This window comes from Streptomyces sp. NPDC091377 (assembly GCF_044757045.1).
Classification (GTDB): Bacteria; Actinomycetota; Actinomycetes; order Streptomycetales; family Streptomycetaceae; genus Streptomyces.
Genome location: NZ_JBIVUE010000012.1, coordinates 38,279 through 54,155 on the forward strand (window position 1 = coordinate 38,279; position 15,877 = coordinate 54,155).

Genomic DNA, 15,877 nt, shown 5'->3' on the forward strand with positions numbered 1-15,877 from the left:
GGCCGGTGGCGGCGGACCGTGCGGAGTGGCTACAGGCCGTCGGTGTACAGGAGTCGGTTGGGGGTGCCGTCGGGCACGCCGGTCAGGACGTCCCGGGTCGCGGCGGCGGTGAGGAAGGCGCTGATCCGGTCGGGGTCGGCGTCGTCGTACCGGCTCGCGTACAGGGCGGCGGCGCCGGTGACGTGGGGTGCCGCCATGGAGGTGCCGCTGAGGGTGGCACTGCCGCCGCCCAGCTTCGCGGAGCGGACGGACCGGCCCGGGGCGTGGAGGGTGACGCAGGGCCCCCGGTTGGAGAAGTCGCTCTGCCGGTCCTGCGGGTCGGAGGCGGCGACGGTCACCACCCCGGCGGCGGAGGCGGGGGACGCGGTGCAGGCGTCGGCGGCGTCGTTCCCGGCCGCGGCCACCGGCAGGACGCCCTGGTCGGAGAGGGCGGTGGTGGCGTCGTTGAGGGCCTGGGAGCGTTCCTCGCCGACGGACGCGTTGAGGACGGCGGGGCGCTGGGCGTTGCGGGCGACCCAGTCGAGGCCGGCGATCGCCTGGGCGGTGTCGCCGTTGCCGGTGCAGTCCAGAACGCGTACGGCGACGAGAGCGGCCCGCGGTGCGACGCCGTAGGTGCGGCCCGCGACCGTGCCGGCGACATGGGTGCCGTGGCCGTGGCAGTCGAGGCCGTTCCTGCCGTCGCCGACGGCGTCGAAGCCGGGGACGGCACGGCCGCCGAACTGCTCATGACCGAAGTCGATGCCGGTGTCGAGCACGTACGCGGTGACGCCGGCGCCGTTCCCCCGGGTGGTGAACTCCCCGTCCAGAGGCAGTCGCCGCTGGTCGATGCGGTCCAGCCCCCAGGTGGCGGCGGGCGCCGCCGGTCCGGCCCGTCCGGGCGTCGCACCGGAGCGCGCCGAGACCGGCTCCGGCGCCTTGAGCACGGCGTTCTCCTCGACGGCCTCGACGGCGGGGTCGGTCCGCACGGCGTGCAGCAGGAGCGGGCCGAGGCGGGCGGCGAAGCCGTTCAGGGCACGGGCGTAGGTGAACAGGGGGGTGATACCGAGGGCCCGCAGGAGTTCGCCCGGGGCGTGGCCGGGCTTGAGGGTGACGATGTACTGCCCGGGAACGGCTCGGACGGACCGTTCCAGCCGCACCTGCGCCGGGGGCGGTTCGGCGGCGTGCGCGACGGGAGCGGCGACGAGGGCGACGGCCAGCAGCAGTGCCGTCGAGGTCTGACGCGGGGACAGGGGCACGGACGCTCCGTTCGGTCGGATCGCCGGACCGGCGGCCCGGGGTGCGATCGACCCGGATCATCGCCGGTGCCCGCGCCGCGGCCCCGGTGCCCGGTCCGGGGCGGGGCGGCGGACCACCCTTACGGGGCGCCGGACGGAGGTGGGTCGGGTGCCGCGGTGCGTGCGGCGTGGGCGTAGCGGGCGGCGAGGTCCCCGAAGGCGGCGGCCAGTCGGGGCGGTCCGACGACCTCGATGTCGGCGTCGAAGCGTCCTACGGCGGCGGCGAGTCCGGTCCATGACCAGGAGCCGAGGACGAGCCGGCAGCGCTGGGGGCCCAGTTCCTCGACGATCCCGTCCCGGACGAAGGGCGCGACGTCGGCGGCCGGGAGGTGGAGGATGACTTCGCCCTGGCAGGGCCAGTCGGTGGAGGTGCCGTCGGTGCCGCGGAACCGGCCGGTGACGAAGGTGGCGACATCGCCGCCGGGGAGTTCGCGCGGGGCGAAGCGGGGGCCGGTGGGGGTGCGGGGCCGGACGCGGTCGACGCGGAAGGTGCGCCAGTCCTCGCGCTGGAGGTCCCAGGCCACGAGGTACCAGTGCTGACGCCAGACGACCAGGTGCTGGGGGTGCACCCGGCGGGGGCCGTCGGGTGAGGTGCTGGAGCCTGATGTGTTCGAGCCTGGGGTGTTCGAGCCTGACGGGCTTGAGCCTGACGGGCTTGAGTCTGGGGTGCTTGAGTCTGACGGGCTTGAGCCTGGGGTGCTTGAGTCTGACGGGCTTGAGCCTGGGGTGTAGTCGAAGCGCAGTTCCTCGCGGGCCCGGATGACTCGGCTCAGCTCCATCAGGACCGGGGCCCCGACCTGGACGGTGTCCTGGGCCGCGGGCTGTGCGACGGCGGTGACGTGCAGCAGGTCGATGCGGTGGCGCAGCCGGGGCGGCATGACCTGGCGGAGGGTGGCCAGGGCGCGGGAGGCGTCCTCGGCGACGGCGGTGCCCGCGGCGGCGGTCCGCAGCGCGACGGCCAGGGCGACGGCCTGGCCGTCGTCGAAGAGCAGGGGCGGCAACTCGGTGCCGGCCTCCAGCCGGTAACCGCCGGCCGGTCCCTTGACGGCGGTGATCGGGTAGCCGAGTTCCCGCAGCCGGTCGATGTCGCGGCGCACGGTGCGCGAGGTGATGTCGAGCCGTTCGGCGAGGTCGTCGCCCGACCAGTCGCGGTGCGTCTGAAGCAGTGAGAGCAGGGCGAGCAGCCGCGAGGACGTCTTCTGCATGGCACGGCTCCTCAGCTCAGTACAGGACACAACCTGTCCTCTAATGCTGCCATCGTGGCACAGCAGGTTCAGCAACGAGGCAAGGAGCACGTCATGTCCGTCACGACCACCACGCACCTCAACTTCCGGGGCGCCGCGCGCGAGGCGCTGGACTTCTACCGTTCCGTCTTCGGCGGAAACACGGTCGCGGTCACCTACCAGGACGCGGGCGCCGTGCGGGACGAGAGCGAGGCGGACTGGGTGATGTGGGGCGAGGTGACCGGCGACAACGGCTTCCACGTCATGGCCTACGACGTGCCCTCGCACCTGCCCTGGGGCCAGGGCGAGAACCCGTTCTTCGTCTCCGTGCGCGGCGACGACACGGAGGAGATCGGCGCCCTGTGGGCCGCTCTCGCCGAGGGTGCGACCGTCGTACGACCGCTGGAGCCGGCGCCGTGGGCGCCGCTGTACGGCATGCTCACCGACCGTTTCGGCATCACCTGGGTCCTGGACGTCACCGCTCCGTACAACGGCTGAACCGCGGCGGCGTGCGCGGCGGCGTTCGGGCGGCCGGGGGCGCGGGTGGGGGCGGCCTCTCCGAGGCGGATCACCCCCACCCCCTTGCGATTGGTATGTACCAATGCCATCCTCTGGTGCAGACCAATGCTCCAACGCCCCTGGTGAGGGCCGGTGTTGTCCGGATTTTCCCGACGGCCCTACACGTACGAGAGTGAGCCCCTATGTCTTCCGCACGCCGCCGCATCGCCGCAGCTTCCGTGGTCGTGTCCGCCGCGACGTTCGCGTCCCTGGCCCCGACGCCCGCGAGCGCGCACGGCTCCGTGTTCGGTCCGGTCAGCCGGGTGAGCGCCTGTTTCGCCGAAGGCCCGGAGACGCCGAAGTCCAAGGTCTGCAAGGATCTCGTCGCCGATTCGGGCACCCAGCCGCTCTACGACTGGAACGAGGTGAACATCGCCAACGCCAACGGCAAGCACCAGCAGATCATCCCCGACGGCAAACTCTGCTCCGCCAACCGCACCAAGTACCGCGCCCTGGACTGGGCCCGCACCGACTGGCCCGCCACCACCGTGGCCGCCGGCTCCTACAACTTCAACGTGCGGGTCACCGCGGCCCACCTGGGCACGATGACGATGTACATCACCAAGCCGGGCTTCGACCCGACCAAGCCCCTGAAGTGGTCGGACCTGGACCAGACCCCGGTGGGCACCTACGCCACACCGCGCGCCAGTGACAACGGCTACTACCGCTTCACCGGCGCCCTGCCCGAGCGCACCGGCCGCCACATCATCTACAAGGTGTGGCAGCGCCACGACAGCCCCGAGGCGTTCTACGGCTGCTCGGACGTGGTCTTCGGCACGGCGGCGAACGCGGCGAACGCGGCGAACACGGCGGCCAAGGCGCCGGCGAAGGCTCCGACCGAGGCGAAGATCGACGCGGGCGCGTCCCGTTCGACCGTCAGCCACTCGGGCCACGGCGGCGACGAGCAGGCCCCCGCCCTGGTCTCCGCCGAGTCGCAGACCGCCGACTCCCCGCTGACGGGTGCCGTGGCCTGGTCCGCGGGCGCCGCCATGTTCGCCGCGGGTGCCCTCCTCTTCGGCCGCAACCGCCGCAGGACCGACTGAGCCGACCGCTGAACCGGCGCCGCGTCGGTGCGCCTTCCGGCCATTAACCCCGGTCATGAGCATGACTTGTGCTGGCGTGGGACAGAAAACGCCGAGCGTCACGTCATCCGTGGGGCAACAGCCGAGTGGGCCGGGGGTTTTGGTACGTGAGAGAGACTCGTGCCAGCAAGGTTCATTTAGGGAACTTCGCCGACGACGGCTTCCTGGTGCTGCCCGGCTTCCTGCCGGGCGCCCTGGTCGACCGTCTCGTGCCGGAGGTGGACGACTGGGTGGAGACGGGGCGGCGCCGACGGTCCATCGACGCCTGTGTGCGGACCGGCGCGCCGCCGCCCCGGACGGTCGAACTGGAGCTGGAGGCCCATGGTGAGCTGGCGGTGCATCCGCCGCTGATGGACCTGCTGAGCAGCCCCGAGCTGCTGGGCGGGTCCTTCGTCTTCCACCATCTGCACAGCGACCGGCGACCGGCCGGCGGACCCGGCAAGAGCTGGCATCACGACTACGAGCAACGGCCCCAGCGCGACCGGCGCTCGCCCATGGTCCACGCCCTGCACTACATAGGGGGACTCCAGCCGGAACTGGGCGGCCTGGCGGTGCTGCCGGGCTCGCACCGGGAGGTCGCCGAGAAGGACGCCCGCAGCCACCTGGGCACGAGCGTGCTGCCGGGTGAGGTCGTCATCGACAACCTGCCGCCGGGGTCGACCGTCGTGCTCCACTCGGCGCTGTTCCACACCCGCCGGGCCGCCGTCCTGCCCCCTGACAGAGCCGCTCGCCGCTATCTGATCGACGGTTCCTACTGCCGTACGGGGACCCTGTGGCCGCCGGTCAAGCCGTACTGGCGGCAGGTGCTCGCGGTGGCACGGGCACGCGGTCTGGACGCGGGACGGCCGGAGCTGTTCTCCGAACGGCACTTCAGCGAGTACCGCGCGGGCGCATCCGGCACGAGTGAGCACCGTACGGGAGAGCACCGTACGGGAGAGCACCGTACGGGAGAGCACCGTACGAGCGCGCGCCGGCAGGCCGAGAGGCGCGGGGCATGAGGATCCTGGGCGCGGTCCCCTTCGACCAGGTCATGCGGCACTTCGCGCGGAAGCACCCCTTCGACACCTCCGACCCGTCCAACACCAACGACGAGGCGGAGGAACACCTCCGCGACGCGCAGCGCGTCGCGGACGGCCGTTGGCACCGGGTCCTGCTGGAGGGACCTGAGGTGCGGGACGTGATGCTCCCCTGGCATCTGGGGGAGCACGGCGAGAGGGAGCTGATCCCCAGGACCGGGCTCAGCGTGACCGCCGCGGCGGACCGGCTCACCGCACTCGGCACCGACTACGCCCGCACCAACCCCCTGTGCGCGCTCAAACTCGCCAGGCAGCGCACGGCGGCCCCGCTGCCCCTGTTCCTGAGCACCACGCCCGCCCCAGGGCCCGACTACGAGGCGCTGACGGTCCGGTCGGGGCTGATCCACCTGGACGGGCTGCACCGCATGCTGGCCTGGGCCCTGGCCGGCCGGCTGCTGCCCGGCACCTGGTTCGAGGCGTACACGGCGGGCCTGCCGCCGGACCCGGCCCACCCGCCACGCTCCGCGTCAGCCCCGGCCCACGTACGGCATGGCACTCGGCATGACCAGCACGGACTGGATGTTCACCCCGGAGGGCAGGGCGGCCATGGTCCGCACCAGATCGACGACGTGCCGCACGTCCATGGTGGGTTCGACCCGCCGTGAGCCGTCGGCCTGGAGGACCGCGGGCTGCGGACGGTCCACCGGCGTCACATTGCCGATGTCGATCTGACCGCACGAAATCCCGTGGCGGCGACCGTCCAGGGACAGCGAGCGCGTCATCCCGGCCACCGCGTGCTTGGCCGCGGTGAAGGCGAGCGAGTCCGGCCGGGGCGCCTGGGCGGAGGGCGCGCCGTTGTTGATGATCCGTCCCCCGCGCGGGGCCTGCCGCTTCATCACCCGGAAGGCGGCACGGGAGCAGAGAAAGGTCCCGGTGGCGATGGAGTCCATCACACGGTGCCAGTCCTCGACCGCCACGTCCTCGGTCGGGGTGTACGGCACGACGTCGGCGGCGTTGTTGAACAGGACGTCCAGCCGGCCGAAGCGCTCCTCGACCGCCCCGAACAGGGCGTCCACGGCGGCGGGGTCGGTGATGTCCGCCGGGAACGGGACCGCCCGGTCACGCCGGCCGGCGGGCGCCGCCGCGGCCGTCTCCTCCAGCGGTTCCCGGCGCCGCCCGACCAGCACCACCGTCCAGCCGTCCGCCAGCAGGCCCAGCGCGCACGCCCGCCCGATGCCGCTCCCCGCCCCGGTGACGACCACGGTTCTCCCGTCCACGCCCCACCCGTCCTCTCCCTCGGCCCCTCCCCACGTACGAAAGGCTCTCCGAGCGTGCCCCACCGCCCCTCACCCAAACAGGAGCCGCACATGAGTGGCCACATCCAGGCGCTGGGCGGAACGGAGGGCAGCAGGGCCTGGTTCGAACGGGCCCGGGCGTCGCTGGCCGGCGGCATCAGCTCCTCCTCCCGGCTCACCTCCACCGGCCCGCACCCCTACCCCCTGTACATCGAGAGCGGGGCGGGCACGCGCATCCGGGACGTCGACGGCAACGACTATCTCGACTACCTCCTCTCCTACGGCAGCGCGGTGCTGGGACACGCCCCGCCGGACCTCACCGACGCGCTCACGCGGGTCCTGCACTCCGGGACGATGTTCGGCACCTGCAACACCCCGGAGGTCGAACTCGCCGAACGGATCCGGGACATGGTGCCCTGCGCGGAACTCGTCCGGTTCGCGAACTCGGGCAGCGAGGCGGTGCAGGGCGCGGTGCGCGCGGCGCGCGGACACACCGGGCTCTCCACGATCCTCAAGTTCGAGGGTCACTACCACGGCTGGACCGACACCCTCGCCGTCTCCAACCGCCCGAGCGCCGCCGAGGCCGGCCCCTACGCCGCACCGCACGCCGTGCCCCACTCGCCCGGGATCCCCTCCGGGGTCGTGGACGATGTCGTCGTCTGCCCCTGGAACGACCCCGCGGCACTCCGCGCGGTCCTCGACGCCCACCGCGGGAGACTCGCCGCGGTCATCTGCGAACCGATCGTCGCCAACAACGCGTGCACCATGCCCGCACCGGGCTATCTGGACCTGCTGCGGGACGAGTGCACGGCACGCGGGATCGTGCTGATCTTCGACGAGGTCTGCACCGGGTTCCGCACCGGCCCCGGCGGCGCCCAGACGCTGTTCGGCGTCGTACCGGACATCGCCGTCTTCTCCAAGGCCCTGGGCGGCGGTCTGCCCATCGCGGCCTTCGCGGGCCTGCGCCAGGTGATGGAACCCCTGGCGCAGGGCCGGGTCAAACACGGCGGCACCTACAACGCGTCCCCGCTGTGCGCGACCGCGGCCCTGGTCACCCTCGGTCGGCTGAACCGGCCGGAGACCGTCGAGCACATCGACGCCACCGGCCGCCGCATCATGGAGTCGATCCGCCGTGCCGCGCACGACCGGCGGGTGCCGTGCGCGGTCCAGGGCGTCGGGGCCATGTTCCAGATCGTCTTCACCCCCGACGGCGTGCCGACCCGTCAGTACCGCGACCTCCTCCACGCCGACCAGGCCCGCTACCACGCCTTCCGGCACGCACTCCTCGAACGCGGAGTGCACACCAACGCGTACGGCATGGCCTGCTGGTTCGTCGCCGCCACGGTCACGGAGGAGGAGCTGACCGCCACCTGTGAGGCGGTGGAAGCCGCCTTCACGGTCCTGTGACGGGGTGGGCGTGCGGGGACCCTAGTCCTCCCTAGTCGGTGACGTCGTAGTAGTCGGCGAGGAACACGGTGATGGTGGCGGCGTGGGGCAGGAGTTGGGGGAGGTGGAGGGTGAGGGCGGTACGGACGGCGCCGGCCAGGTGGGCCCTGGTGGTGGCGGCCGAGCTGACGTAGGGGTCGAGGCGGCGGATGAGTTCGTAGTTGCTGGAGATGTCGAGGTTCTTCATCGCCCTCTCGATCGGCGGCGCGCTCGGCGGCGGGACCGGCGGCAGGATGCGGGAGATGTAGGTGACACGGTGCAGGACCCGCCAGCAGGGCGGCTGGTGGTCGCTCTGGCGGGCCTGGCGCAGGGCCACGGCACCGGCGTCGGCGCTGTTCGCGAGCCAGACGGGGTCGGCGACCTTGTTGTAGAAGTCGTCGAAGTGGGTGCTGTCCTGACCGAGGTAGAAGGTCATGAAGCGGTACGCGTCGACCTTGCCAGGGGCGAGGACGGGCTTGCCCTCGGCGTACACCGGCTTGCCGGCCGCGTCGTACTTCTGGAGGTCGTTGGTGGGGTTGCAGACCACGTTCAGACGGTGGGAGCGGGTCGCCTCCTTGGAGCGGTGGCGGGTGACGGTGAGGCCGCCGCCGACGGAGGCGTCGAACTGGAGGCCGGCGCCGATGCCCGCGATCTCGAAGTCGACCTCCAGGGAGGTGGTGACCGAGCCGGTGAGGCTGTAGGAGCCGCCGGTGGTCTGGGTGACGACGTCGGTGGTGCCGGTGGTCTCGGCGAAGAAGCCGCCGTCGGCCGTCCAGACGTAGGTGTTGGCGATGTTGCGGTTGGCGAAGGAGCCGGCGGACTGGGTGGGCGGGATCTTGCCGGGCGCGTTCGGTGTGGAGCCGAGGGCGGAGTCCAGCAGCCGTGCGGCGCGCTCCTGCGTGGGGTCGGCGTCGTGGGTCTCGGTGGAGACGGTGCCGTAGTAGGTCTCCAGCTCCTGCCGCTCCCGCAGGATGCGGCGCTTGAGGGCGTACGCCTCGCGGGGCTTGAAGTAGCTGTACTCGCCGTACTGGCCGGCGGTGGGGTAGGCGGGGTCGAGAACCTTGCCCTGGTCGTTGAAGCCGACCGCGCCGTCGAGGGTGCCCTGCTTGGTGTACTGCGGGTTGATGGGGAAGCTGATGATGTTCCAGTCCTTGGGGATGTCCGGGTTCGCCGTGATCCGGTAGGCGACCAGGGTGCCGGAGTGGGCCAGCCGCAGGGCGTACACGTCGGCGGTCTCGGACTGCACCAGGGCGTACCCCTGGTTGGTGGGGACGTAGCGCTGCCCGAGGACGCTGTTGAGGGGCCGGGTCCGGTCCTCCCAGTGGCCGGTGAGGGTGGCGGTCGTCTCGTGCTCGGTGCTGGTGCCCTGGGACACGGAGGTCTCGTCCGTCCAGGCGTTGGAGAACTCGACGCTGCCGCCGATCCGGGCCCGCAGGGCGATGGAGGCCAGCGGTTGGGCGGTGCCGATGCCCAGCGGGGCGGTGATCATCAGGATGTCCTCGTCCACCTCGATCCCCGCGGACATGCTGAAGGAGGTGTTGACGCTGCGCTCGCGGTCGGAGGAGAGGGTGGAGACCACCTCGTCGGCCTGCTGGAAGGTGACGCTGGAGCAGCCAGCGGGTTCCGTGGTGGTGGTCGTGCTGGTCAGGTTCTCGGACGGGACCGGCGGCGCCCCCTCGATGTAGCCGATGAGCTGCGGGTCGAACTGGACCTGACTGACCCACTCGCTGACCAGGTCGCCGACCTTGTACCCGGTGATGAGGCTCCAGGTGCCGTCCTTGAGATGGCTGTAGCAGCGCTTGAGGACGCCGAACGCCTCACCGGAGGCCGCGTACTGGAGATCGGCGTACTCGGCGGCGGCGGGCGGTGCGGAGATCGTCCGCTGGAAGGGCGAGGCGCCCCCGCCCAGGGCCGAGCGGACGGCCGAGGTGTCGGTGGAGACCGGCGCGGAGGACAGGGTGACCGTGGGCCGGTTGGTACCGCTGCCCAGGTCCAGATGGTTGCCGCGCAGGGAGTGGTCGGCGACCGTGGCGGCGCTGGTGGTGGTGGAGGAGCTGTCGAAGGGCCAGTACGCGAGCAGGTCCTTCTTCTCGCCCTTGAGGCGGGTGAAGAGGTTGTCGAGGATCTGCTCCTGGGTACGGGCGCTCTGCCAGATCCGTACCTCCTCCAGGGTGCCGCGGAAGAAGTCGGCGAAGGTGGTGCCACCGGTGTTGATCGCGCCGAGGGTGAGCTGGTTCCCGCTCCAGCCCTGGAGGGAGGTGGTGGAGACGGCGGTGGAGGGCAGGGGCTGTCCGTCGCGGTACAGGCGGAAGGTGCTGGCCTGCGGGTCGGGGTCGGTGGTCCAGCGGGCGCCGCGCAGCCGCAGGGTGTGGCCGCCGGCCGGGTCGGCGGTGGTGCTGCCCGCGTTCTCCTCGAACGACCAGCGTGCCACCAGGCCCTCGTCGCGGGGCTGGAGCGGGGTGCCGAGCTGGGCGGTGTCGCGGGCCTTGCTCCAGATCCGGACCTCGCCGATGGCGCCGGTCAGCGGGTGGACCGACGAGGCGCTGCGGGCGCGGCCGATCTCCAGCGTCCCGTCACTGCCGCGAGGGCCGGGGCCGGTGTAGCGGCCGGTGCCGATCTCCGTGCCGTCGGCGACGAAGACGATGTCGTCCCAGGACTTGGTGTCGACCCGGTCGATCACCTCGACGGTCTTGGTCTGCTCCCTGCCGTCCGCGTCCTTGAAGGTGAAGTCCTTGGTGCCCTTGACCTGTTCGGTGGACTTGCCGCCCCGCCGGACGACGGCCAGCCGGTGGAAGCCCGCGGTGATCGCGGTGGCGGAGGTGTAGCGCCTGACGCTGGGGCCGGGCTCCTCGAACGCGAACTCCAGCCGCCCGTCGGGCAGTACGGAGAACTGGTACGGCACCGTCCCCGAACTGTCGCCGAGCGCGCCCTTGGCGACCAGGCCCTGACGGGAGCCGAGGGTGTCGATCCTGGCGAAGACCTCGACGGTCAGGTCCTCGGTGAGGTCCAGCTGATCGGCGTCGGGGGCCTCCGCCCAGGAGGAGCCGTCGAGGCGGATCCCCCAGGACTGCTCGAACACGGCGGCCAGATGGGACCATTCGCCGATGGGGCAGGTCCGGTCGCTGATCCGGACCCGGTCGCCGACCTTGGCGACGACCTGGTAGCCGAGCGGGGAGTCGCTGTTGTCCGCGTTCCCCCAGAGGCCGCCGTTGCGGCCCGAGGGGGAGCGGTCCGTGAACAGCAGGGCGCCGTCGCTGTAGGAGGAGCTGCCCTTGCGGTAGCTCCAGGCTCCGGTCAGGCCGGCCTCGTCGCCGATGACGGGCCGGTCCTTGCGGGCGGTGATCTCCGCGTCCGAGCGGGCGGTGTTCCAGGTGCGCAGCTCGGCGAGGTGCCCGTTGAAGAGCGGAGAGCCGCCGCTGTCGGCGCGGCCGACGATGAGGAAGGTCGCGCTCGCGGGCAGGGTGGTGGCGGTGCGGCGGGCGACCTCCGCGCCGTCGCGGTGGATGGTCTGCACCTTGGTGGTGCGGTTGAAGGTGACCGCCCAGTGGTGCCAGTCGGTGTCGGTGTAGGTGGCCGTGGTGGTGAGGGTCTCCACGGAGCTTCCGGTCCCGAAGCCGAAACTGAAGGCTCCCGTCGTGGTGAAGCCCATGGTGAGTCCGTTGGTGCCGCAGGAGACGATGGTGTCGGTCTGGTTCGCGCGGTTCGCGGAGCGCTTGAGCCAGCACTCGATGGTGAAGTCCGTGTTCGTCGGATTGGCGTTGGTGATCGACATGGCAGTGGAGCCGTTCAGCACCATGGCGCGGGCGGCGGGCAGCACCATCAGGGCCGCTTTGGTCTCACCGGACTCCAGCTGGACGAGCCGCTGACGGCCCGGGGCGGTGGTGATGACATCGGGCTTGGCCCAGATCTCCAGGCTGAGGTCACCCGCGGGGGCGGCGAGCTGGGGGAGTCGGGCGTCGGGCAGGGACAGCCGCTGGACGGTGCCGTCGAAGGACAGGGCCCGGCCGGGTGAGTCGCCGCGCCAGCGGGTGCCGTGGCCGGGGGTGGCCTCGCCTGCCGTGCCGTTGGGGACCAGGGTGTCGGCGCTCTGGGCGCCCACGGCGATCCACCGGGAGCCGCGGGCCAGGGAGACGCCCGGCCGGGACGCGGTGGCCAGGCCGGGGTCGTGGTGCACCAGGGAGACCACGGCGTTCGTCAGGCCGGTCGGCAGATCGGTGGCGACGGTGACGGCCGTCGCGCCGCTCTGGACGGCGGAGGTGACCCGGTAGCGGCCCGCGCCGATCTGGAGGTAGCTCGCGTCGGACAGTTCGAGGGGAGTGCCGGTGGCCAGGGTCAGGTTCCGGCCCGTCGCCGTGGCCACGGTGCCGATCCTGACGGGTTCGTCCGGCAGCCCGTTGATGACGGCGGCCAGCTCCCGGGCCCGGCGCGGAATGTCGCGGAAGGTCTCGCTCTCGCCGCCGCGGGTGATGGTCAGGGTGCACAGGGAGGTCGCCGCACCGGCGGTGACGGCGAGCGTGGTGTCCTTGCTGATGTCGACGCCGGGGTCGCGGGCGGTGAAGAGCACCGGCCCCTCCGTGCCGGTCAGCCGCAGGGTCGACCGTACGGTGGCGGTGTCCAGGTAGGCGGCGTAGAACTGGCTGTCGGCGCTGCCGCGGTAGTAGAGGGCGACCCGGCCCGCGGCGCTGTCCAGGAGGAACGGCGTGCTGTCCGCCTTGGCGAACGTCAGCAGGGCCCCGGAGACGCTGAGTCCGCTCGCGTCGACGCCGATCAGCGGGACCTTCAGGGTGACATCGGCCGCGCCCTGCGCCCCGTCGGTGAGCCGGGCCAGCTCGTCCCGGGCGCTGTCCAGCTCAAGCCCCTTGGCGGCCCGCTGCCGCTCCTTGTCCGCGATGGACGAGTGCAGCGCGTCTTCCTGCGCATGCTTCTCCAGGTTCAGCAGATCGGGCACGGGTTCGCGTGAGCCGCCGGTGTACACATCGGGCGCCGCGCTCTGGTCCACGAGGGTCGCGCCGCCCAGGTACTTCCCGCTGGCCACATGTTGGAACCTCTGGTTCCGGTTCTCCATCTGGTACGGGTTGCTGATCGCCCACTGGGCCGACGCGGGCAGTGGCTGGGCGAAGCTGCGCTGCTTGAGCACGAGCCGGGTGCCGGCGGCCGTGCCGCCGTTCTCCGCCTCCAGGACCCGGAAGCTGCCCGTGCTGACATCGACGATCGCCACGGTGCACGTCCGGCCCGGCAGGGGCAGCAGATACCACCAGGACATGCGGTTGAGCAGGGCGATCGGGGCCCCGTCCGTGGTGGTGCCGTCGGTGCCCAGACCGTAGAACGTGCCGTTGGACCGCAGGGAGAGGTCCACCTTGTGCCGCAGGGTCTCGACCACCCACTGCTCGGCCGGGAGCTGGCGGTCGGGCCCGAGCGCCGCCAACTGGTTCCGCAGGGTGACGATGCCCTGTCCCAGCTGGTCGGTCTCGGTCTGGAGGGTGCTGATGCGCTGGTTGAGGGTGTCGACGGTGCTGGAGGAGGAGGTGCTCTGCTGGGGGAGGCCGGTGAGGGTGACCACATCGGGGATCTGGGCCAGCCGGCCGTCCACCCCGATGCCGAAGTCGACGGTGGCGACGGCGGGTTCGGCCGTGGTGTTCCCGGTGGGCCGGGTCGCGCAGGCCAGCAGCACCCGGGCCTGCCGCTTGGCCGGCTGGACCGCCCCGCTGTGGCCCGCCGCCAGCCGCTCCTGCTGGTAGTAGACGGACGCCGTCAGACCGGAGACGACATCGCGCCCGTCCAGGGTGAAGCTGTCCCGGCGCACCCCGGGGTGGTCCCCGACGGGCGCCTCCGACGCGACCCAGGCCGGGCTGCCGTAGAAGGTGCCGTGGGCGGCGGTGTCGGTCTGGTCGTACACCTTCGTACCGCTCGCCTCGTCGAACCGGTAGTAGGCCACCAGCCCCGGCTCGTTGCCGATCAGCCGGTGCGTCCGCTCCTCCTCCAGCTCGGTCTGGGAGCGGGCCCGGTTCCAGATCCGCACCTCGTCGACGACCCCCGAGTAACCGCCGCCGGAGGTGGAGGACGAGTTGATCGACAGGCTCGTGGTAGCGGCCGACGCCCTGGCCAGGGTGCCCTGCTTCACGAGCGCCCCGTCGACGTACAGGAACACGGTGGTGCCGTCGTAGGAGGCCGCGATATGGGCGTACGCCCCTTTCTTGAGGACGTTGTACGCCCAGACACTGCCGTTGGGGTGCTGGAGTTCCAGGTGACGGTCGTCGGTGGGGGTGCTGTTGGGGCCGACCTGATCGGTGTAGACCCTGAACCGGAAACCCTTCTGGAACGAGTAGTCCGACTGCCCGACCACCACGCCGCTGCCCCTCCCCGGCTTGACCCACGCCTCCACCGTGTACGGGCCCGTCCCGAGGCCCAGGGCGGGGGTGCCGCAGTCGATCCAGTGGTTGGGGGAGGACTCGGGGAAGGCGACCGCGCTCTCGGCGTGCAGCGCCTCCGGCACCACCGGGACCAGGGGCCGGCCGGTGAAGGGGCAGGTCCCCGGGGTCCGTTCGTAGACGGACGCCTGGTACTGCGGATCCGGGCTGGTCCAGTAGCGGGTGCCCTGGGTGTTGAACAGCCCCTCGGCGCCCTGCTCCACATTGAACGAGTCGATCCGCTTGGTGGCGGAGTTGTGGGCGAAGAACTGCCACCGCTGCCGGCCCTGCACCGCCGTCGGGGTGAGTACGGCGCTGAACCGGCCCCCGGTCAGGTTCCGGACGAACGCCAGCTCCTGCGTGGGCTCGAAGAACGGCTTCCCGTCCATGTCCGCCGCGCCCAGGCTGTCCTTGGTCGACTCCGGACTCGTCTTGTGCCGACTGCGGCGGAACCGGACCTCGCTGACCGGCTTCAGCACCCCGCCCACGAAGAGGAAGCGGTCGCACAGCAGGGTCGAGGCGGCCACCGGCACCTTCGCCCCGGCGGAGTCCCGCACGTAGTCGGTACGGGAGGAACTGCCGGAGCTGCCGCCCTGGGTCAGGACATGGACGGCGTCGGCGTGCCCGCCGTCCACCGCCTGCCGCAGCACCACCACGTAGGTGCCGTCCGACAGCACCTGGAACGGCACGGCGGGCGCGGTCAGCCGCGCGGTGGAGGAGAGGAAGGGGTCGGTCTCCTCCGGGGCGAGCAGCTCGTCCGGTCCGGCTTCGGTCCGCCCGCCCCGCTTGACGACGGGTATCGCGGTCGCCCCCGCCACGGCGTAACCGACCTTGACGATCTCACCCGGGAACGGCAGCTCGACCGGGCTCTCGGACCAGTAGGCGGCGTCCAGTTCGCCCTTCGCGTTCTCGTGGACCGAGAGGTCCAGCACGGTGTAGACGATCCTGCGCTGACCGTCCAGGGCGAAGGCGAAGGCCGTCCCCTGGTGGCGGACCATCGTGGTGTGGGTGTACTGGCGGTCGCTGTAGACCTTCTGCAGACTCAGCTCAGCCGTCATGGAGCATCCGTCCTTCCGTCCTCGACAGACCCGCCGACATGAACGCGAACGCGGACGCGGACGCGGACGGCGGGTGGGGGGTGGGGGGTGCGTAGGGCAGTGCGCGATGCGCGGGGGCAGCGCGCAGCGGCAATGGGCAGGGGTGGAGGGCACGACGAACACACGGCTTCTCGACCGCAGGTGAAGACCCGGTGAAGAAGCGCGCCATAGTCGACCACACACCCACGTCACCCGAATATCGAACAAACAGACCACCGCGGCCTGATCGCTCCCGGAATGGCTCATACGCGGCCATCCGCCCCGCCGCCCACCCCGAGCCCGCCCCCACAGCCCGAGCATCCCCACCGCACCCCGCCTCCCCCTGCCCAACCCCCTCTCACCACCCCCCGGATGCCGGACCAGGCAGAACCCCCGCACTCCGACCCACCCCTACGCCCGAGCGACGCCGCGCGCCTCACCCCGCGTGGTGCCTGGCGGCCCGCAGGAGAGCAACAGGCGAAATGACCTGAATGGACCTGACCAGGGGGTGGAGGGAGGAG

8 protein-coding genes and 1 pseudogene are annotated in these 15,877 nt (G+C 71.9%); 5 read left to right on the plus strand and 4 right to left on the minus strand.

All coding sequences use genetic code 11. From position 1 onward, the window contains the following. Positions 1-29: 29 nt before the first annotated feature. Positions 30-1,235 carry a S8 family serine peptidase gene (locus tag ACIQNG_RS24765; RefSeq protein ID WP_401487855.1) on the minus strand — a complete coding sequence of 402 codons (1,206 nt, stop codon included), beginning with the start codon at positions 1,233-1,235 and terminating at the stop codon, positions 30-32. Between the two features lie 119 nt (positions 1,236-1,354). Then, positions 1,355-2,479 (minus strand): helix-turn-helix transcriptional regulator, encoded by a 1,125-nt coding sequence (locus ACIQNG_RS24770; RefSeq protein ID WP_401487857.1) that lies wholly within the window; start codon positions 2,477-2,479, stop codon positions 1,355-1,357. A gap of 93 nt (positions 2,480-2,572) precedes the next feature. Between ACIQNG_RS24770 and ACIQNG_RS24775 the strand changes: the two genes are divergently transcribed. The 4 genes and pseudogenes from ACIQNG_RS24775 to ACIQNG_RS24790 form a co-directional block, all read left to right on the plus strand. Beyond that, a complete protein-coding gene (locus ACIQNG_RS24775) occupies positions 2,573-2,995 on the plus strand; it encodes a VOC family protein (RefSeq protein WP_401487859.1) in 423 nt (140 codons plus the stop codon). A gap of 203 nt (positions 2,996-3,198) precedes the next feature. Further along, positions 3,199-4,098 carry a lytic polysaccharide monooxygenase gene (locus ACIQNG_RS24780; protein ID WP_401487861.1) on the plus strand — a complete coding sequence of 300 codons (900 nt, stop codon included), beginning with the start codon at positions 3,199-3,201 and terminating at the stop codon, positions 4,096-4,098. 146 nt (positions 4,099-4,244) lie between these two features. Next, positions 4,245-5,135, plus strand: coding sequence for a phytanoyl-CoA dioxygenase family protein (locus ACIQNG_RS24785; protein ID WP_401487863.1), 891 nt, complete (start codon positions 4,245-4,247; stop codon positions 5,133-5,135). Between the two features lie 32 nt (positions 5,136-5,167). Further along, positions 5,168-5,629, plus strand: a pseudogene (locus ACIQNG_RS24790) (DUF6309 family protein); the annotation flags it as partial. A 51-nt stretch (positions 5,630-5,680) separates the two neighbouring features. On the opposite strand, the gene ACIQNG_RS24795 reads toward ACIQNG_RS24790, so the two are convergent. After that, positions 5,681-6,430, minus strand: a complete 750-nt coding sequence (locus ACIQNG_RS24795) for an SDR family oxidoreductase (protein WP_401487865.1) — start codon at positions 6,428-6,430, stop codon at positions 5,681-5,683. Between the two features lie 90 nt (positions 6,431-6,520). Between ACIQNG_RS24795 and ACIQNG_RS24800 the strand changes: the two genes are divergently transcribed. Then, complete coding sequence (locus ACIQNG_RS24800) at positions 6,521-7,855, plus strand: aspartate aminotransferase family protein (protein WP_401487867.1); 1,335 nt, start codon at positions 6,521-6,523, stop codon at positions 7,853-7,855. 31 nt (positions 7,856-7,886) lie between these two features. On the opposite strand, the gene ACIQNG_RS24805 is transcribed toward ACIQNG_RS24800, so the two are convergent. Then, positions 7,887-15,338, minus strand: a complete 7,452-nt coding sequence (locus ACIQNG_RS24805; protein WP_401487869.1) for a LamG-like jellyroll fold domain-containing protein — start codon at positions 15,336-15,338, stop codon at positions 7,887-7,889. Positions 15,339-15,877 lie beyond the last annotated feature (539 nt).

What these genes read in the sequence shown, in the direction of transcription:
- ACIQNG_RS24770 (WP_401487857.1), bottom strand. Translation starts at nt 2,479, where the DNA reads ATGCAGAAGACGTCCTCGCGGCTGCTCGCCCTGCTCTCACTGCTTCAG.
- ACIQNG_RS24780 (WP_401487861.1), top strand. Translation starts at nt 3,199, where the DNA reads ATGTCTTCCGCACGCCGCCGCATCGCCGCAGCTTCCGTGGTCGTGTCC.
- ACIQNG_RS24805 (WP_401487869.1), bottom strand. Translation starts at nt 15,338, where the DNA reads ATGACGGCTGAGCTGAGTCTGCAGAAGGTCTACAGCGACCGCCAGTAC.
- ACIQNG_RS24775 (WP_401487859.1), top strand. Translation starts at nt 2,573, where the DNA reads ATGTCCGTCACGACCACCACGCACCTCAACTTCCGGGGCGCCGCGCGC.
- ACIQNG_RS24800 (WP_401487867.1), top strand. Translation starts at nt 6,521, where the DNA reads ATGAGTGGCCACATCCAGGCGCTGGGCGGAACGGAGGGCAGCAGGGCC.